Origin of the sequence: Arthrobacter sp. SRS-W-1-2016, from assembly GCF_002009585.1 — a bacterium.
Lineage (GTDB): Bacteria > Actinomycetota > Actinomycetes > Actinomycetales > Micrococcaceae > Arthrobacter > Arthrobacter bambusae_A.
The window spans coordinates 89,583-108,369 of the sequence record NZ_MTPV01000015.1; the positions used below are offsets into that span (position 1 = coordinate 89,583).

General features: G+C 64.3%; 14 protein-coding genes and 2 pseudogenes. 10 read left to right on the forward strand and 6 right to left on the reverse strand.

What is annotated here, in order from left to right; all coding sequences use genetic code 11:
• Positions 1-3: 3 nt before the first annotated feature.
• The 5 genes and pseudogenes from BMF89_RS04275 to BMF89_RS04295 form a co-directional block, all read right to left on the reverse strand.
• A pseudogene (locus BMF89_RS04275) lies at positions 4-759 on the reverse strand (protein phosphatase 2C domain-containing protein); the annotation flags it as partial.
• Positions 759-1,922, reverse strand: coding sequence for an adenylate/guanylate cyclase domain-containing protein (locus tag BMF89_RS04280; RefSeq protein ID WP_078105831.1), 1,164 nt, complete (start codon positions 1,920-1,922; stop codon positions 759-761). The pseudogene BMF89_RS04275 and the gene BMF89_RS04280, both read right to left, overlap by 1 nt.
• Positions 1,912-2,538, reverse strand: coding sequence for a PH domain-containing protein (locus tag BMF89_RS04285; RefSeq protein ID WP_078105832.1), 627 nt, complete (start codon positions 2,536-2,538; stop codon positions 1,912-1,914). The genes BMF89_RS04280 and BMF89_RS04285 overlap by 11 nt, the downstream gene beginning before the upstream one ends.
• On the reverse strand, positions 2,531-3,439 hold the full coding sequence (locus BMF89_RS04290) for a biotin--[acetyl-CoA-carboxylase] ligase (RefSeq protein WP_078105833.1): 909 nt from the start codon (positions 3,437-3,439) through the stop codon (positions 2,531-2,533). The genes BMF89_RS04285 and BMF89_RS04290 overlap by 8 nt, the downstream gene beginning before the upstream one ends.
• Positions 3,440-3,486: 47 nt before the next feature.
• Positions 3,487-4,377 carry an NAD(P)-dependent oxidoreductase gene (locus BMF89_RS04295; protein WP_078105850.1) on the reverse strand — a complete coding sequence of 297 codons (891 nt, stop codon included), beginning with the start codon at positions 4,375-4,377 and terminating at the stop codon, positions 3,487-3,489.
• A gap of 211 nt (positions 4,378-4,588) precedes the next feature.
• Between BMF89_RS04295 and BMF89_RS04300 the strand changes: the two genes are divergently transcribed.
• The 9 genes from BMF89_RS04300 (at position 4,589) to BMF89_RS04340 (ending at position 16,511) form a co-directional block, all read left to right on the forward strand.
• Positions 4,589-6,172, forward strand: a complete 1,584-nt coding sequence (locus tag BMF89_RS04300; protein WP_078105834.1) for an acyl-CoA carboxylase subunit beta — start codon at positions 4,589-4,591, stop codon at positions 6,170-6,172.
• Complete coding sequence (locus BMF89_RS04305; protein WP_253190694.1) at positions 6,169-6,411, forward strand: acyl-CoA carboxylase epsilon subunit; 243 nt, start codon at positions 6,169-6,171, stop codon at positions 6,409-6,411. The genes BMF89_RS04300 and BMF89_RS04305 overlap by 4 nt, the downstream gene beginning before the upstream one ends.
• A 141-nt stretch (positions 6,412-6,552) precedes the next feature.
• Positions 6,553-8,238, forward strand: a complete 1,686-nt coding sequence (locus tag BMF89_RS04310) for a DUF885 domain-containing protein (protein ID WP_078105835.1) — start codon at positions 6,553-6,555, stop codon at positions 8,236-8,238.
• A gap of 230 nt (positions 8,239-8,468) precedes the next feature.
• A complete protein-coding gene (locus tag BMF89_RS04315; protein WP_078105836.1) occupies positions 8,469-9,881 on the forward strand; it encodes a dicarboxylate/amino acid:cation symporter in 1,413 nt (470 codons plus the stop codon).
• Between the two features lie 100 nt (positions 9,882-9,981).
• Positions 9,982-10,437 (forward strand): YbjQ family protein, encoded by a 456-nt coding sequence (locus BMF89_RS04320; RefSeq protein ID WP_078105837.1) that lies wholly within the window; start codon positions 9,982-9,984, stop codon positions 10,435-10,437.
• A 37-nt stretch (positions 10,438-10,474) separates the two neighbouring features.
• Positions 10,475-11,140, forward strand: a complete 666-nt coding sequence (locus tag BMF89_RS04325) for a TetR family transcriptional regulator (protein ID WP_078105838.1) — start codon at positions 10,475-10,477, stop codon at positions 11,138-11,140.
• Between the two features lie 45 nt (positions 11,141-11,185).
• Entirely contained in the window at positions 11,186-13,708 is a 2,523-nt protein-coding gene (locus tag BMF89_RS04330) for an MMPL family transporter (protein ID WP_078105839.1), read from the forward strand.
• 170 nt (positions 13,709-13,878) lie between these two features.
• On the forward strand, positions 13,879-14,553 hold the full coding sequence (locus tag BMF89_RS04335) for a Maf family protein (RefSeq protein WP_078105840.1): 675 nt from the start codon (positions 13,879-13,881) through the stop codon (positions 14,551-14,553).
• A 149-nt stretch (positions 14,554-14,702) separates the two neighbouring features.
• A complete protein-coding gene (locus BMF89_RS04340) occupies positions 14,703-16,511 on the forward strand; it encodes a biotin carboxylase N-terminal domain-containing protein (protein ID WP_078105841.1) in 1,809 nt (602 codons plus the stop codon).
• Positions 16,512-16,736: 225 nt separating this feature from the next.
• Here the strand turns inward: BMF89_RS04340 and BMF89_RS04345 are convergent, their stop codons facing one another.
• The gene (locus BMF89_RS04345) at positions 16,737-18,146 is read right to left on the reverse strand and encodes an MFS transporter (protein WP_078105852.1); all 1,410 of its coding nucleotides are present in this window, start codon (positions 18,144-18,146) and stop codon (positions 16,737-16,739) included.
• Positions 18,147-18,458: 312 nt separating this feature from the next.
• Here BMF89_RS04345 and BMF89_RS04350 point away from each other — a divergent pair.
• Positions 18,459-18,787, forward strand: a pseudogene (locus tag BMF89_RS04350) (MFS transporter); the annotation flags it as partial.

Consider the following 18,787-nt stretch of genomic DNA (forward strand, 5'->3'; position numbering starts at 1 on the left):
CTACGAGGTCCTGGCATCCACCACAATCGCGGTGATATTGTCCCGCCCGCCACTCAGCAACGCCTCCTTGATGAGGGCATCCACCGCGTCCTGGGGCTTTTCCGTAGTGCTCAGGATCCGGAACATGTGCTCGTCGCCCAACTCGCCGGTGAGTCCGTCCGAGCAGACCAGTATCCGGTCGCCGTCCTGGATGGGCAACAACCAGAAGTCCGCTTCGTTTTCGCCGCCGGTCCCGAGGGCCCGGGTCACCACGTGGCGGCGCGGATGCACTGTGGCTTCTTCACGCGTGATCCTTCCGGCCTCCACAAGTTCCTGGACTTCCGAATGGTCCACGCTGATCTGCGTGAATTCGCCCCCGCTCAAGCGATACGTCCGCGAGTCGCCGATGTTCATGACCAGCCAATACGCGACGCCCATATGCTCCGCGACAACCACTCCGGACAGCGTTGTTCCGGCCCGGCCACCCGTGGCATTCCGGATCTCGGAGTCGGCGGCAAGGATGCACTTCTGCACGACGACGGCCGTCGCCGATCGTACGCCCGCCGCCAATTGCGACATGTTGCCAAGGGTCTGTACGCACAACGCGCTGGCAATCTCGCCTGCCTCATGCCCGCCCATGCCGTCGGCTACCGCGAAGACCGGGTCCACTGCGATGAGCGAATCTTCGTTGAGTTCCCGGCTGAGTCCACGATCCGTCCCGTAGCCACAGGTCACTGTGAATCCCGGCTTGGGGGTGGGCGCTGCGGACTGTGGACTCATCAGTCGAGGACCAGTCCCTTGCCAAGCCCGCGGGCAAGCCGGACAGGAAGAATTTCCCCAAAACCACGAACGTTTTCGGCTGTCTGCGGAACCAGGACGAAGCGTTCGTCCTGGCCCAGCGCTGCTGCCGTCATCTCGTCCACCAGGACCGTGCCGGGTTCAGCCAGGGCCGTCAGGCGGGCCGCCAGGTTGACGGTGGGGCCGTAGATGTCGCCGAGACGGGAAAGGATGCGTCCCCAGACCATGGCCACGCGGGCTTCCGGGAGGATCTCGTCTTCGGTGAAGGCCTGGGCGAGCGCCAAGGAAATCTCAGCTCCCGCTGCCGGCGTCTCGGCAATATAGAGGACTTCGTCGCCGACCGTCTTGACGAGGCGGCCGCCACCGATGGAGATGATTTCCGCGCACTTGTTCTCGAAGCGCTGGACCAACTGCGCCAGGGTCTTCTCGTTCATGCGGCGCGACAGGCTCGTGTAGGAGACGAGGTCGGCAAAACCCACGGCGCGTGCCAAGGGCAACGGTGCGTCGTCTTCGTCCCCTTCGCGGCCGGCCTCGCTGGCCTGCAGACCGGCCTCGGCACGGACGGCCAGGCGCTGCACACCGGCGTTCATCTGGCGGCGCCACGAGTACAACAGGATCTCTTCCATGGCATCCACGAGGTTGGGCAGTTCGTTGACCAACTGTTTGCGTGCAACGGCATCGGGAATGCCTTGCTGCACCACCATGTCTTCGATGAGCGCCTCGACTTGCCACACCACCATGCGGTCGGTCATCTGGCCGATGGCGCGGGTCACGGAAATGGCAGCTTCTTCGGTGAGCTTTCCGGCGCGGACAAGGTCAAGGATGGTGGACAGCGCCCCGAGGTCGCGCTCGGTGAACGCCACGTCCTGGTCGCCGAAATTGGGGAAACCCAGCGCCCGCCAGAGTTTGCGGGCTGACAAAAGCGAAACGCCTGCGCCGGCCGCCACTTCGCGTCGACGGAGTTTGCGTTCGCCGCCCAAAAGCCTGGTTTCAAGGGCTTTGATAGCCACCCGTTCCGCAGACAGGGCGCCGGTGGGAGGGGAAACGACGGGGAGGACCCCCGTTGCTGCTTGGTCCACGGAAGGTTCGGGCACGGCGTCGGGCTCGTGGTCCATGTACTCAGGCTCCTGCTCGTCAACGCTCATCTCTTCCACCTTCTCTCATATCCCAGGGCAACGCGGCATCCGGGTACTCAGCAAAACCGTCAAAATCGCCGGATCCCGGCACCGGGCCGGAGCCGAATCCGACACTCGTCGGAAGCTCGGCCATGGCATCCATGATGAAACTCCGGAACTTGCCGACCTCCGGAACATCCGCGAGGACCGCCTCGCCGGGGTGCCCGGTATCCAAGGATATATTCCCGGAGCGCAATATCCGTTGGAGCAGCGATTGTTTGATGCCCACCCCGCGCACCGCGGCCAACGGCACTTGCCAGTCGCCGCGGCGAAGCATTCCAAAACGGGCAACTATCCGGCCGCTTGTGAGGATGTACCGGATGCCGCGCCAGCGGATGAACCGCGGGAGGCTGTAGCCGAGCAGCACGATTGCCACGATCACCAGGCACGCCGTGACCAACCATTGGGTCCAGTCGCTTGTGATGACCGGCAGCAGCTTGCCCGGCCCGCCCTTGACTATCCAGGCACAGGCGAACGCTGCCGCGGCAGGGACCAGGATGAAGGCCAGGACGGGACCAAAGAGCATCCTGGGCTGCTGCCGCGTGATCACGATGACTTGCTCCCCACGCAGGAGCTCTTTACGCATAACCGCTTTCGGTAGCCCTCAGGTGGACGACGTCACCGGCGGTCACGACGTGCTCGCGACCACCGTGGTCCACCACCAAAAGGGAACCATACTCATCCAATCTGGACGCATGCCCCACCAACTCGTGGTCGCCGGGCAAATGAGCCTTCACCTCGCGTCCCAAGGTGACCATGACGGCTTCCACCCGCTTGTGCAGGGAAGCGCCGCCCGCCAATCCCGCTGTCGGGTCGCCGTCGGCATTGCAGAAGCTGCGGTAGAGCGTCCCGAAGCGGGACAAGTAGTTCCGCAATAGAACGGTGCGGTCCGTGGTGCTTGCACCCTCAAGCAAGAGGGAGGTGGCGGTCGGGACAGGCAATTCATCCTCGCCGAGCGTCACGTTGAGGCCGGTCCCCAGAATCACGGCTGGAACAGACCCGTCCCCCATCGGCCCCATCTGGGCCAGGATGCCGGCAATCTTCTTGCCTCGGACGAGGACATCGTTGGGCCACTTGATCTCGGCAGGCAGGCCGGCGGTTTCCAGGAGGGTATCGTGCAAGGCCAGCGCGCCCAGGAGGGACAGCCAGGAGTAGCTCTGCGTGGGCACGGGCAGGCCTTGCGCATTGACGGGACGCAGGACAATCGAAACGGAAATCGCCGAACGTTCGGGAGACTCCCAATGACGGTCGAGACGGCCCCGGGCCGCCGTCTGGTGTTCGGCGGTGAGGACCGCGAGATCGGCCCATTCCTTCGGCTCCGTGGTGACGGCGCGCAGCAGATCAGCGTTCGTGGAGCCGGTGGTCTCCACGATCTGCAATTGCGAAATGCCGGCGGCCGCGAGGAAGTCGGGGTGGAGCAGGGCATCACGGTCCAGGCCCGGGCGCGGGGCACGTGGTTCGCTGCTGGCAGGCTGTTCGACGTCCATAGACAGAATCCTATCCAGCCAGGCCGGTCCCGGAAGAAGTTGTCCGCTCAGAGGAAGATATCCGGCACCAGCTTCTCCTCCGCGGCCCCCAGACTGTAGGGCCTGAAGTCCGAAACACCCGCAGCCCTGAGCACTTCTTCGTCGGTGTAGAAATTGCCTGTATTAATAGCCGAACCATTGCCCAGGTTTGCTCCGGTCAGGACTGCGTGGGCAGCGTCGGCCATGATGTCCGATCCCCTGGCGGCTTGCACGATCTGTGCTCCGCCCGGCATGTTCCGGATGGCAGCGGTGTCGATCAGCGTGCATGGCCACAGCGAGTTGACGGACACGCCGTCGTTCTTGAGTTCCTCGGCCAGGCCCAGCGTGGTGAGGCTCATGCCGTACTTGGCCATGGTGTACGCCAAGTGCATGCCGGCCCATTTAGGGTCGAGGTTCAGCGGCGGCGAGAGCGTCAGGATATGGGCGTTGCCCGATTTCCGCAGGGCCGGGAGCGCGAGTTTGGACAGCAGGAAGGTGCCGCGGACGTTGATGTCCTGCATGAGGTCATAGCGTTTCATGTCGATCGCGTCAGTGCGGGAGAGATCTATCGCCGAGGCGTTGTTGACCACGACGTCGATTCCGCCAAAGCGTTCGACGGCGGCGGCAACCGCCGCGGCGACGTCGCCGTCGTTGCGGACGTCCCCTACGAGAGGCAGTGCATGGCCGCCTGCTGCTTCCAGTTGTTCAGCGGCAGTGAAGACCGTTCCCTGCAGCTTGGGATGCGGTTCTCCGGTCTTGGCCATGATGACGATGTTGGCGCCGTCGCGGGCCGCGCGCGTGGCGATTGCCAAGCCGATGCCGCGGCTCCCGCCGGACATCAGGATGGTGCGGCCCTTCAGTGATCCACGCGCCTGGTAGGGAAGGGCAGGGCTTGCAGAAGCATCGTTGCTTGAGGTCATGAGGACACTGTAGCCCAACGATGTTACCGGTGAGTAACATTGCTTGATGCTCGACTTGAAGTCGGAAAATTGTAGGGTTTCTACAGCGGTCTGTGGCTTTTGCGTCATTAGACTAGCCAACAGGGCCCGCACTTTGTACGGATGCTACTTAAGAGCGCATGCCTAACAAAGCAGTGCCAGCGTAAATCAGCTACAGAGCCGGAGACATTTGATGAGCCACGATCTGACAACGACAGCGGGAAAGATTGCCGACTTCCGCGACCGCCAGGCCCGTGCAGAACAACCTTCCGGCCCCGAAGCCATCGAGAAGCAGCATGCCCGCGGCAAGAACACCGCCCGCGAACGCATCGAGATGCTCCTCGACGAAGACTCCTTCGTCGAGTTCGACGCCTTGGCCGTCCACCGCTCCACCGCGTTCGGCATGGAGAAGAAGAAGCCCCTTGGCGACGGCGTCGTCTCTGGCTACGGCACTGTGGACGGCCGCCTCGTGGCCATCTACAGCCAGGAATTCAGCGTCTACGGCGGCTCCCTGAGCCAGGTCAACGGCGAAAAGATCGTCAAGGTCCAGGAATTCGCCCTCCGCAACGGCTGCCCGATGGTGGGCATCAACGACGGCGGCGGCGCGCGCATCCAGGAAGGCGTCGCCTCGCTGGCCATGTTCGCGGATATCTTCCGCAACAACGTCCACTCCTCCGGCGTCGTCCCGCAGATTTCCCTCATCATGGGCCCGTGCGCCGGCGGCGCGGCCTACTCCCCCGCCCTCACCGACTACGTGGTGATGGTGGACAAGACCTCCCACATGTTCATCACCGGCCCGGACGTCATTAAGACCGTCACCGGCGAAGACGTGGACATGGAAACCCTCGGCGGGGCGCGCCAACACAACGCCACCACCGGCACCTCCACCTACCTCGCCAGCGACGAAGCCGACGCGATCGAATTCGTCCGCGAGCTCCTGGACTTCCTGCCGTCCAACAACCTGTCCGAGGCCCCCGTCCTGGAGCACGAGCAGGAGCTTGAGCTCGACGACGACGACCTCGCCCTGGACACGCTGATCCCGGACTCGGCCAACCAGCCCTACGACATGCGCAAGGTCATCGAGCAGATCGTTGATGACGCCCATTTCCTTGAAATGCAGTCGCTCTACGCCCCCAACGTGATCATCGGCTACGGCCGGGTTGAAGGCCACACGGTCGGGATCGTGGCCAACCAGCCGATGCAGTTCGCCGGCACGCTGGACATCTCCGCTTCGGAGAAGGCCGCCCGCTTCGTCCGCCACTGCGATGCCTTCAACGTCCCCATCATCACCTTGGTGGACGTCCCCGGCTTCCTGCCCGGCAAGGACCAGGAATTCCAGGGCATCATCCGCCGCGGAGCCAAGCTGCTTTACGCCTACGCCGAGGCCACCGTGCCCAAGCTGACGGTCATCACCCGCAAGGCCTACGGTGGAGCGTACATCGTGATGGGTTCCAAGAAGCTTGGAGCCGACCTCAACCTGGCCTGGCCTACGGCCCAGATCGGTGTCATGGGTGCCCAGGGTGCCGTCAACATCCTGTACCGCCGCGATCTTGCCGCTGTCGCCGAGGCCGGCGGAGACGTCGAAGCCAAGCGAGCCGAGATCATCCGCCAGTACGAGGAAGAACTCCTCAACCCCTACCAGGCGGCCGAGCTTGGCTACGTCGACGCCGTCATCGCACCGTCGGAGACCCGCATCCAGATCATCAAGGGCCTCCGCGCCCTGCGCGACAAGCGCGCCAGCCTGCCCGCCAAGAAGCACGGAAACATCCCCCTGTGAGCGCCGTACAGAACGTTCCACACTCCACGGACCCGGCGGCCGCCGAGCCGTTGCTTTCGGTGGTCAAGGGAGACCCGACGCCGGAAGAGCTCGCGGCGCTTGCCGCCGTCGTCGCCTCCCTCGGATCGCGCGAGGAAGCCGAAGCTCCAAAGCCGAGCACCCGCCACTGGCTGCGACGCCAGCAACTGCGTATGGACCCCACGCCGGGACCAGGCGCCTGGAAACGCAGCCGGGGCTAAGTTCCGCGGTAACCCAACTAGCTCGCATTTAATGTCGTTTTGAAGGCCCGGAACGACATTAAATGCCAGTCAGTTGGGTTGGCCTTCGGATCTTCTGCAACAACCCTTTCACAAATAACCGGGCGCGGTTAGGCTCGTGGGGTGACTACTCCTAACACAGTTCCGGCACGCCTCCAGACTGCCATCGACGCGGTCGCCGACGCCTACACGGACACGCTCCTTGCCCTCAACCCGAGCCTCGCCACCACCCTCGGCCTGCCCGGACACGAAACCGAGTACCAGGACTTCTCGCCTGCCGGGGCTGCGGCCTTCGCCAAGGCAGCACGCCATACCCTCGACGAGCTCGCGGCCCTCGAACCCACGGACGCCTCCGACGTCGTCACCCTGGACGCAATGCAGGAACGGCTCGGCCTGGCCCTCGAGATCCACGAATCCGGCTGGGACGCCGCGGACCTGAACAATATCGAGTCTCCGGCCCAAACCATCCGCTCGATCTTCGACCTCATGCCCACCGAGACGGCCGGGCAATGGGAGCACATCGCCGGCCGCGCGGCCAACGTGGCGGAAGCGATCGACGGGTACATCGTGTCCCTTCGTTCGGCCAGGGACGCAGGGAAAGTCTCCGCGGTCCGCCAGGTGAAGATCGTGATCGAACAGACAACCAAGTACGCGGCCGAAGACGGCTTCTTCGCCAAGCTCACCGCCGAAGCCTCGGTCGACGGCCAGCCGCTGCCGGCGGAACTGCAGGAAATGCTCGACGCCGGTGCCGCCGTCGCGCGGTCCGCCTACTTGCGCCTTGCCGCCTTCCTCGAGGCGGAGCTTCTGCCTTTCGCCCCCGAAAAGGACGCCGTGGGCCGCGAACGCTACGCACTGGCCTCGCGTTCCTTCCTCGGCGCTACCGTGGACCTGGAAGAAACGTACGCGTGGGGCGTGCAGGAACTCGACAGGCTCATTGCCGAACAGGAACGGGTGGCCGAACAAATCAAGCCCGGCGCGTCCATCGAGGAGGCCAAAGCCATCCTCGACAACGATCCCGAACGGCAAATCAAGGGCACCGATGCCCTCAAAGCCTGGATGCAGGACCTCTCCGACCGCGCGGTGTCCGAACTTGCCGACGTGCACTTCGACATCCCGGACATCATGAAGACTCTCGAATGCCGTATCGCCCCCACGGACGAAGGCGGCATCTACTACACGGGTCCCTCCGACGACTTCTCCCGGCCAGGCCGCATGTGGTGGTCCGTCCCCTCCGGCGAGGACACCTTCACCACCTGGGCCGAAACCACCACGGTGTTCCACGAAGGCGTCCCCGGCCACCATCTCCAGGTGGCCACCGCCGTCTACCGCCGCGAGCTCCTCAACAACTGGCGACGCAACGTCTGCTGGGTCTCCGGTCACGGCGAAGGCTGGGCCCTCTATGCCGAAAAGCTCATGCTGGAGCTTGGCTACCTCAAGGACCCGGGCGACCACATGGGCATGCTGGACATGCAGCGCATGCGTGCCGCCCGAGTCGTGTTCGATATCGGCGTCCACCTCGAGCTGGAGGTTCCGGAACGTTGGGGCAGCGGCACCTGGACCTCGGAAAAGGGCTTCGAATTCCTCAAGGCCAACCTTCCGATCAGTGCAGGCCAGCTCCAGTTCGAATTCACCCGGTACCTCGGCTGGCCGGGCCAGGCGCCGTCGTACAAGGTGGGGCAGCGGCTGTGGGAAGAAATCCGGGCTGAACTCGAACGCCGCGACGGATTCGACCTGAAGTCCTTCCACACGGATGCGTTGAACATCGGCTCTGTTGGCCTGGATACGCTTCGCAGGGCACTGCTGGGGTAGCCCAACTGACTCGCATTTGTTGTCGTTTTGGAGGCTCAGAACGACAACAAATGCGAGTCAGATGGGCTGAGACGTACGAGATATTCCCCACATTCCGTCCGGGAATAACTTCATAAACGGGTGGATTGACGGCGAATTAGCAGGCTTGTACAGTGGCGGCTCGAATTTGGAAATGTAACATTTCTCAACGTCGGCTCGCGGTGGTATTTGTCGGGGCCTAGTTTGTTCCGGTGAGCAATTCATCCAACACTTTGACTTCCGCCGGAAAGACCTCGTCCCGGCTTCCCAAGTGGGCAATGTCTTTCGGCGTCCAGATCATCGCGGCCCTGGTGATCGGCCTGGCCCTCGGCCTCGTGGCCAAAGCCACCGGTAGCACTACGAAGGCTCCCAACGGACTCGGCACCACGTTGCAGACCATCGGCTCGAGCTACGTCTCGCTCCTGCAGACCGCCGTCGTGCCCTTGATCTTCACTGCAGTGGTGAGCTCCATCGCGAACCTGAGCCAGGTATCCAATGCGGCGAAACTGGCATGGAACACCTTGCTCTGGTTCGCCATCACCTCGCTCATCGCCGTGACGATCGGCATCGGACTTGGCGTGCTCCTGCAGCCGGGCTCCGGCACCGGCATCACCAAGAAGGCCGAGTATGCCGGCAAGACCGGGGACTGGTGGGCGTTCCTGACGGGTCTTTTCCCCAAGAACTTCCTGGGAATCGGCGCGAGCACGAGCGTCACGGACGGCGTTGCCAGCACCTCGATCAGTTTCAACGTGCTGCAGATCCTGGTGATCGCCATCGCGGTCGGCGTCGCAGCCCTCAAGGTCGGCAAGCAGGCCGAACCGTTCCTGAACCTCAACGCTTCCGCCCTGGCCGTCATCCAGAAGGTCCTCTGGTGGATCATCCGCATCGCCCCGCTGGGCACCATCGGCCTGATCGGCAACGCCGTCGCGGTCTATGGTTGGGACACCATCGGTTCGCTCGGCAAGTTCACGGTGGCCATCTACGCAGGCCTGGCCCTTGTGCTCTTCGTCGTGTACCCCATCCTGATCAAGAGCCACGGACTGTCCGTCAAGCAGTACTTCTCGGGCGTGTGGCCCGCCGTGCAGTTGGCGTTCGTCTCACGTTCCTCGATCGGCACATTGCCGCTCACGCAGCGCGTCGCCGAACGCAACCTCGGCGTTCCGCAGGGCTACGCGTCCTTCGCCGTGCCGCTTGGCGCCACGACCAAAATGGACGGTTGCGCGGCCATCTACCCGGCCGTCGCTGCGATTTTCGTTGCCCAGTTCTTCGGCATCAACCTGGACTTCAGCCAGTACTTGCTGATCGTGGTGGTTTCGGTCCTTGGTTCCGCTGCAACGGCGGGCACCACGGGCGCCGTCGTGATGCTCACGTTGACCCTGTCCACGCTGGGACTGCCGCTCGCCGGCGTCGGACTCCTCCTGGCGATCGACCCCATCCTGGACATGGGCCGCACGGCGGTCAACGTGGCCGGACAGGCGCTGGTTCCGGCCATCGTCGCCAAGCGGCAAGGAATCCTGGACGAATCGCTCTATAACGCGCCCCGCAAGGGAACGGCGTTCGCGGCGGAGACAGAGTCTGGGGAGACAAGCGAGGAGCCTAGGGAACTCGCTGCCGCCGGGGCCTGACAAGGCCTAACAGCGGCCCACTATCGCAAGGACAAATCCCCGGGAAATGCCCCGGGGATTTGTCGTATTAACAGAGGTGGATTCTGGATAGGCTCTGTCCATGCTGATTGTCACCTCAAACAAGATTCCGGGCCATAGGATCGACGCCGTCTTCGGCGAAGTCATGGGCCTCACCGTCCGCTCGCGGGATCTCGGCGCCCAAGTGATGGCTGGTTTCCGCTCGCTCGGCGGCGGCGAACTGCCCGAAATGACCAAGGCGCTCTATGAAAGCCGCCAGGAAGTCATGGCCCGGATGGTCAACGAGGCACAGCAGCGGGGCGCCAACGCCATCGTCGCCATGCGCTTCGACACCTCCGAGATGGGCGGAAACTGGACAGAAGTGTGCGCCTACGGCACCGCGGTGTTCGCCATTCCCCTGGCCGAAGGCGAGCCGGGCGCCACAGGCCAGTCGATCTACCTGACGAGCGCCGCATCCAAGCAAGCCGCATCCGAGCAATCAGGGCAGCCCGCGACGTCGGCCGCGTCCCAGGCACACGAGGCCTCACCGGAGATTTAACTTGCCCTGAGTGCAAAGTTGCACTTAGTGTAAGTACGTGACAACCCCCGACACCACCGCCCTCCCCTCGCGCCGGGAACAGAACAAACTGGCCAACCGCCAGGCGATTGCGGACGCGGCCCTCGCCATGTTGCGCAGCAAGGGCGTTGGCAACTTCACGGTGGAAGACATCGCGGAAGCGGCCGGCGTATCCCGTCGTACCTTCTTCAACTACTTTCCCAGCCTCGAAGCCGCCTTGGCCTCCGTCACCGAAGGCTTCCTGGACCATGCCCTGGAGCAATTCCGGCTGCGCCCCTCGGACGAACCCATCCTCGATTCGGCCCGGGCGGCCCTCATGGCGCTGGCTGACCCGATGACGGTCTCCCCCATGGCCGAGCTCTTCAGCCTGACCCACGACAACCGGGCTTTGGTGCGCTCCGAACTCGAAGCCTGGGAACACTGCACCACGCAGATCATCGATGCCGCCCGTCTCCGCCTCGGTCCGGGTGTCGACGAGCTCTATTTGCGAGCCCTGGCCGGGTCCATCATTTCCTGCGGCAAGGCAGCCATGAGCGTCTGGTTCGAACAACACGGCCCGGATCTTTCCCCCGAATCCCTCGCAAGCTTGCGGCAGCACTTGATCGACGCGATCAGTCTTCTCGGTTCAGGCTTCACGGCACCCGCCCCTCGAAGCCCGGCGTCGCACAATCAAGCCCGCAGCTGATCCCCACCACTCGGCATAACCACACACCGAAAGACCGGTTCCGATATGGCACTCCTGCTCTACCGTCTTGGCAAGTTCTCCTACCGTCACCGCTGGCTGGTGATCTCCCTCTGGCTGGCCGTGCTCGTGGCCGTCGGCGGCTCCGCCGCTGCCTTCCACGGCACCATGTCCAACAACTTCCAGATCCCCGGCACAGAGACCCAGCAGATGCTGGACAAGCTCAAGAAGGACCTTCCGGCCTCTTCGGGTGGTTCCGCGGGTATCGTCTTCGAAGCCGGCGACGCCGGATTCAACCAAGCCGGCAAGGACGCCATTGCGTCGGCCCTCACCCAGCTGGAAAAGCTGCCGGATGTGCAGTCCACGGTCAACCCCTTCACAACCCAAGCCACCTTGGACAAGGCGCCGTCCGACCTTGCCGCCGGGGAACAGAAGGCGGCCGCCGGGCAGGCTGAGCTGGACAAGGCCCGCGCCACCCTCGACGCGGGCGACGCCCAACTCAAGGCTGCCGAGCAGCAAATGACCGCTGCGGGCATGCCGGCAGCCCAGATCGAGGCCCGACTTGCCCCGCAAAAGGCCGAGCTCCTGGCCGGGCGCCAGAAGCTCGACGCCGGACAGAAGCAAGCCACCGACGGCGCCGCCGCGCTTGCCTTGGCCAAACGCCAGGTGACAGCTTCCCAAGGCATGCGGTTCGTCTCCACGGACGGTAAAGCTGCGATTGCCCAGGTCCAGTTCAAGACCTCCATCAATGGCCTGACCCCCGCCGTCCGGCAGCAGGTCCAGGACATCGTCCACGGAGTCTCGTCGGCCGGTGTCACGGCCCTGGCCAGCAAGGAAATCACCGAGGACGTCTCGCAGTTGTTCGGTGTCTCCGAAATCCTCGGCATCGCGGTGGCTGCGATCGCCCTCATCGTGATGCTGGGAACGCTCGTCGCCGCGGGCTTGCCCCTCCTGATGGCGATCATCGGCGTGGCCGTTGGTGTCGGCGGAACGTTTGCCCTCACCGGCGTCATCGACATGAGTTCCATTTCCCCGATGCTCGCGCTCATGCTGGGCCTCGCAGTCGGAATCGATTACTCGCTCTTCATCGTCAACCGCCACCGCGGACAATTGCTTTCGGGGATGGACGCGGAGGAATCAGTGGCGCTCGCCACGGGTACCTCGGGCAACGCCGTCCTTTTCGCGGGCCTCACTGTCGTCATCGCGCTTGCGGCGCTCGTGGTTCCTGGGCTCCCGTTCCTGGCCGTCATGGGCGTGTCGGCCGCTGCGACGGTGGCAGTCGCCGTCGTCGTCTCCCTGACGCTAACGCCGGCAGTCCTCTCGCTGGTGGGCCGCAAACTGATCTCGAAGCGGGCCTGGGCCAAGGCGGAACACCACAACGCCGAACCGGAGCACGCCGCCGCGGACCGTGCCGAGGACCAGCGGCGAAGCAGCCGAGGGTGGGGCGGCCTGGTGACCCGGCACCCCGTGATCTGGCTGCTTGCCGGCGTCGTGCTGCTCGGGGTGCTGGCCCTTCCGGCCTCCCAGCTGCGCCTCGCTTTGCCCGACGGCGGTTCGGAACCGGTCGACTCGCAAGCGTTCAAGGCCTATGACCTCACCCGGACCAGCTTCGGCGAAGGCATGACCGGCCCCATCGTTGTTGTCGGCACGTTCCCGGACGGCCTCAGCGACGACCAGGCCAAGACCAAGCAGTTCGACGTCGCGGACAAACTGCGCAGCGTCGACAACGTCGTGGCGGCCGTTCCGGTAGCCCTCAGCCCGGACCACCGCACCGCCGTCTTCCAGGTCATCCCCAAGGACGGCCCGGCGAGTGCCAGCACCGTCCAGGTTGTCTCGGAACTGCGCGCCAAGGGTTCCGAAATCCAGCAGGCCACGGGCGCCACCATCGGGCTGACTGGGCAGACAGCCGGCAACATCGACGTCTCCGCGAAACTCGGTGCCGCGTTGCCGCCATACTTGGCAATCGTCGTCGGGCTGTCGCTGGTCCTCCTTCTGCTGGTGTTCCGCTCGATCGTGGTTCCGCTGCTCGCCACCGGCGGCTTCCTGCTCTCGCTCGCGGCAGCGTTCGGCGCCGTGGTGGCCGTGTACCAGTGGGGCTGGCTGGGCACCGTGTTCGACGTTCCCAACCCCGGAGCCGTGTTGAGCTTCCTGCCGATCATCCTGATTGGTGTGCTGTTCGGCCTGGCCATGGACTACCAGGTGTTCATCACCTCCGGCATGCGCGAATCGTTCATGCACGGAGAGAACGCGAAGCAAGCGGTCCGGACCGGATTCCGCCATGCCGCCGCCGTGGTCACGGCCGCCGCCATCATCATGGTCAGCGTATTCTCCGGGTTCATCTTCAGCCACCTGACCATGGTCCGGCCGCTCGGTTTCGCGATGGCGTTCGGCGTGCTCGTTGATGCGTTCGTGGTGCGGATGACGATTGTTCCGGCCGTGATGTACCTATTGGGCGAGAAGGCCTGGTGGCTGCCGCGCTGGCTGTCCCGGATCCTGCCCGACGTCGACGTCGAGGGCGCCAACCTCCAGCGCACGACGCCGGCAGGCGAGGCCAAGGAACTGGTGCACTGAGCGCCTGGTTGCCTTTGGGCGGGCGTCGGTTCTGTGTCCAGAACCGACGCCCGCTCACCTTTAACGCCTTTTCCCCAAACGCTCGCTCACGTGGGTGAGCGAGCGTCGGCTCAAACACCTACATATGTGAGCGAGCGTCGGAGAAAGGCCCCGCGTACTACGCTTGAGCCGTGACCCGATTGATCCTCGCTTCCCAGTCCCCCGCCCGCACCAAGCTCCTCACCGACGCCGGCATCCACCACGAGGTGCTCGTCTCGGACGTGGACGAGGACGCGGTGCAAGCCCGGTACGGGGTGACCGACGCGCACGACACCGCGCTCCTCCTGGCCCGCGCCAAGGCCGAGGCCGTCGCTTCCCTGCCCGACGCCGAGGGGGCCCTCGTGATCGGCTGCGATTCCGTATTCGAGTTCGACGGCGAATCGCACGGCAAGCCCTACACGGCGGACGTTGCCAGGGAACGGATGCTGCGCATGAGCGGCTCCAAGGGCGTACTCCATACCGGGCACTGGCTGGTGGACTGCCGCGACACCGCAGCGGACATGAACGACGGCGAGACGGCCGACGGCACCGGGGCCACGGTGGGTGCCGTGTCCAGCGCAGAAGTCCACTTCGCGGAGATGAGCGAGGACGACATCGACGCCTACATCGCAACCGGCGAGCCCCTGCATTGCGCGGGTTCGTTCACGATCGACGGCTTGGGTGGCGCCTTCATCCGCAAGGTCGACGGCGACCCGCACGCCGTCGTCGGGCTCTCCATCTCGACCCTCCGCGATCTGCTCGGGCAAGCGAACGTCGGAATCACCGAACTCTGGACCCACAACGGCTCCGGCATACCCAGCGAATAGTGGCCGGGCAAGTGGCCGGGCCGGTGGCCCGGTTCCGGCCTTTGTAGCAACCCTACAAAGACAGGCCGTCTCACACACGGAATCCCCCATCAATATGGGCGGAACCCTCAAAATCACGCTAGGCTCCCTGAAGGACAGAAGGAGTCAACTTGTCAGCTAATCCGGCGCAGCCCATTTCCAGCCCTCTCACCAAGGTCTTGATCGCCAACCGAGGCGAAATCGCGGTCCGCATTATCCGCGCAGCCCGCGACGAAGGCATCGCCTCAGTGGCCGTCTACGCAGACCCGGACCGCGACGCCCTGCACGTCCGGTTGGCAGATGAGGCGTACGCGCTGGGCGGCAACACCGCCGCTGAGTCGTACCTCGTGATGGACAAGTTGATCGAGGTCGCCAAGCAGTCGGGCGCGGACGCGATCCACCCCGGCTATGGCTTCCTCGCCGAGAACGCCGAGTTCGCTGCCAAGGTCATCGACGCCGGGATCACTTGGATCGGCCCGTCCCCGGACGCCATCTCGGCGCTGGGCGACAAGGTGCAGGCCCGCCACATCGCCGAAAAGGTCGGCGCTCCCCTGGTTCCCGGCACGGCCGACCCCGTCGAATCCGCCGACGAGATCCTGGCCTTCGCCCAGGAATTCGGCCTCCCGATCGCCATCAAGGCCGCCTACGGCGGCGGCGGACGCGGCATCAAGGTGGCCCGCACCATCGAGGAAATCCCCGAGCTTTTCGAATCCGCAGTGCGCGAGGCCATTGCCGCCTTCGGCCGCGGCGAGTGCTTCATCGAGCGCTTCCTCGATTCCCCGCGCCACGTCGAGACCCAGTGCCTCGCCGATGCCTACGGAAACGTCGTTGTGGTCTCCACGCGCGACTGCTCCCTCCAGCGCCGCAACCAGAAACTCGTGGAAGAAGCCCCCGCACCGTTCCTGAGCCCTGAGCAGAACGAGCGACTGTACGAGTCTTCCAAGGCCATCCTCAAAGAGGCCGGCTACCTGGGCGCGGGAACGTGTGAGTTCCTCGTGGGCCAGGACGGCATCATCTCCTTCCTCGAGGTCAACACCCGTCTTCAGGTGGAGCACTGCGTTTCGGAGGAAGTCACGGGCATCGACCTGGTCCGCGAGCAGTTCCGCATTGCCCGAGGCGAGAAGCTCGGCTATGGGGATCCCGAGGTCCGTGGCCACTCCTTTGAATTCCGGATCACCGGCGAAGACCCGGGGCGCAACTTCATGCCCGCTCCGGGAACCATCAGCACCCTGAAGAACCCGACGGGTCCCGGCGTCCGCATCGACTCCGGCGTCGAGCAGGGCGATGTCATCAGCGGGAACTTCGATTCCATGCTGTCGAAGCTGATCGTCACGGGCGCCACCCGTGAACAGGCCCTCCAGCGTTCCCGCCGCGCCCTCGAGGAAATGGTGGTCGAAGGCATCCCCACCGTCATTCCTTTCGACCTCGCAGTGGTAACCGATCCTGCGTTCGCTCCCGCCGAAGGCCCGTTCAAGGTTCACACGCGCTGGATCGAGACCGAGTTCGTCAACAACGTCCCCGCGTGGACACCCACCGGAACCGGGACAGAAGCCGCCGACGCCGGTGAGCGGCAGCGCGTCGTCGTCGAGGTGGGCGGCAAGCGCCTGGAAGTTGTCCTTCCCGCGACCCTTGGCTCGGTTTCCGCGGCTTCCAGCGCCGGCACCAAGGGCGCGAAGGTCAAGAAGCGTTCCCGCTCAGCCGGCGCCACGGCTGCGGTTGCGGGCGGCAACGCCCTTACTTCGCCAATGCAGGGCACCATCGTCAAAGTGGCGGTAGCCGCCGGGGACGTGGTTGCCGAAGGCGATCTGATCGTGGTCCTCGAAGCCATGAAGATGGAACAGCCCCTCACTGCCCACAAGGCCGGCACCATCCACGGTCTGGTGGCCAAGGCAGGCGAAACCGTCTCCGCAGGCGCCGTCATCGCGACGATCGAAGACTAGTCCCCACCGCCTCCCTAGCCTCGCTTCGCTCGGCCAGGGAACCCGGGCAGCGTGGGCCCACCCACCGCCTCCCTAGCCTCGCTTCGCTCGGCCAGGGAACCCGGGCAGCGTGGGCCCAATTAAAGAGCTCCGGCCCCGCACCCATGGGTGCGGGGCCGGAGCCATGGGTGCGGGGCCGGAGCCATTTAACTCGAGCCTGTTAATCGCGAGCCTGTCAATACAGGGTCAGGCGACGTTGTTCTCGTAGTCCGTGTCCTTGGTTTCCTTGGACAGGAACAGTGCCACGAGCGTCAACACTGCCATGGCGCTGAGGTAGACGCCCACCAGGACCGTGCTCCCCTTGGCTGATTCCCAGAGCCAGACCGCGATGAACGGAGCCACTGCCGCGCCGAGGATGCTGGACATGTTGTAGCTGACGGCGGAACCGGTGTAGCGGACGTTGGTGGGGAACAGTTCCGGAAGCAGCGCACCCATGGGCCCGAAGGTAAGGCCCATCAGCGTGAAGCCGAGGATCAGCAATGCCATGGTCCCGACGAAGCCGCCGCTGAACAACGGCACGAAGAGCAAGCCGAACACCAGGATTCCCGCCGTCACGGCCAGGAGCATCTTGCGGCGGCCAAACTTTTCGGCAAGCGGACCGGCCACCAGGGTGAAAATGCCGAAGAAGACGACGCCGGCAATCAGCATCCACAGGAAGTCGTTCCGGCTGAAGCCCAGGCCCGGGACGAACGCCGCGGCGGCCGCGTCCGTCATGGGCTTTCCGGCCTTCACCGCTGCGGCCTGCGCGCCTGCCAAGGTGGGCTTCGTGCCGTAGGTCAGGGTGAAGGTGGTCATGAGGTAGAACAACACGTACGTGGCCAACATGATGAAAGTACCGAGGATGAGCGGGCGCCAGCTTGTCTTGAACACGCGTCCGATGGGCAGCTTGGCTACTTCGTTCGACTCCAGCACCTTGGTGAACGCAGGAGTTTCAATAAGCTTGAGGCGCACGTAGAGGCCAAGGATCACCATGACGGCGCTGAGCAGGAACGGCACGCGCCAACCCCAGGCGGCGAAGGCCTCGGGAGTCAAGGTGTAGCTGAAGACCAGGAAGATGATGTTGGCCAGGATGAAACCGATCGGCGCACCCATCTGAGGGAATGTCCCATAGATCGCGCGTTTGTTGGCCGGCGCGTTCTCGGTTGCGAGCAGCGCGGCGCCGCTCCATTCGCCGCCGAGGGCCAGGCCTTGGGCGAAACGCAGGACTACCAGCAACGTGGGTGCCAAGAAGGTCCAGCCCGGGACCTGGGCCGTCGGGAGGCAGCCGATCAGGAACGTGGCAATGCCCATGGTCAGGAGGGACGCAACCAGGGTTCCCTTGCGACCGAACTTGTCACCGAAGTGGCCGAAAATGATGGAGCCAAGTGGCCGCGCGACGAAGGCGACACCGAATACCGCGAAGGAGCTCAAGAGCTGGGTGGTCTCGTCCGCCGTCGGGAAGAAGAGTTTGGGGAAGACGAGTACGGCTGCCGTGGCATAAACGTAGAAATCGTAGAACTCGATGGACGTGCCAATGAGACTGGCGAAGATCACCCGCCCCCGCGAGTTGACCGGCTTGACTGACTCGCTTTCCTTGGATGCAGCGATGGAAGACATGTAGTGGTTGCTTTCGTTCACGCCGGCCCGGCGTTCCTGAGCCTGCCGGCAGATTATTTGAGAGTTCAATAATAGTTCCGGATATCCAGCAAATGGACAATTACGTCCAGTATGCGGACACTTCGAAAAGTCTCATCCTGTGGTCCGCGCCACAACCTCACCATCGCCTCACGCACGGGTGACCCCCTCCGATAGGTGAATGTCACAGCACGTTTACACACCGCGACGGTCCGCGAAACGCGCTCTCCCTAACGTGGAAGGACAACGTCCCCACAAAGGAGGCACCCCGTGACAGTTGACCGAAGCACTGAAATCCTCACCACCGAGCAGGCGCCCACCGCCCTCGTCCCCGAGCTTGAACACCGCCCTGGCCGCTGGATTGCCAACTGGGATGCAGAGAACAAGGAACAGTGGGAAGCCGCGGGCCGTTCCATTGCCAAGCGCAACCTGTACTGGTCCATCTTCGCCGAGTTCCTCGGATTCGTCGTCTGGCAGCTCTGGTCGATCGTCGTCGTCCAGCTCCCGGCTGCAGGCTTCAAATTCGACACCAACCAGATCTTCTGGCTCATCTCGATCCCCAGCCTGGTCGGCGCCACGCTGCGTATCCCCTACACCTTCATGGTTCCGAGGTTCGGCGGCCG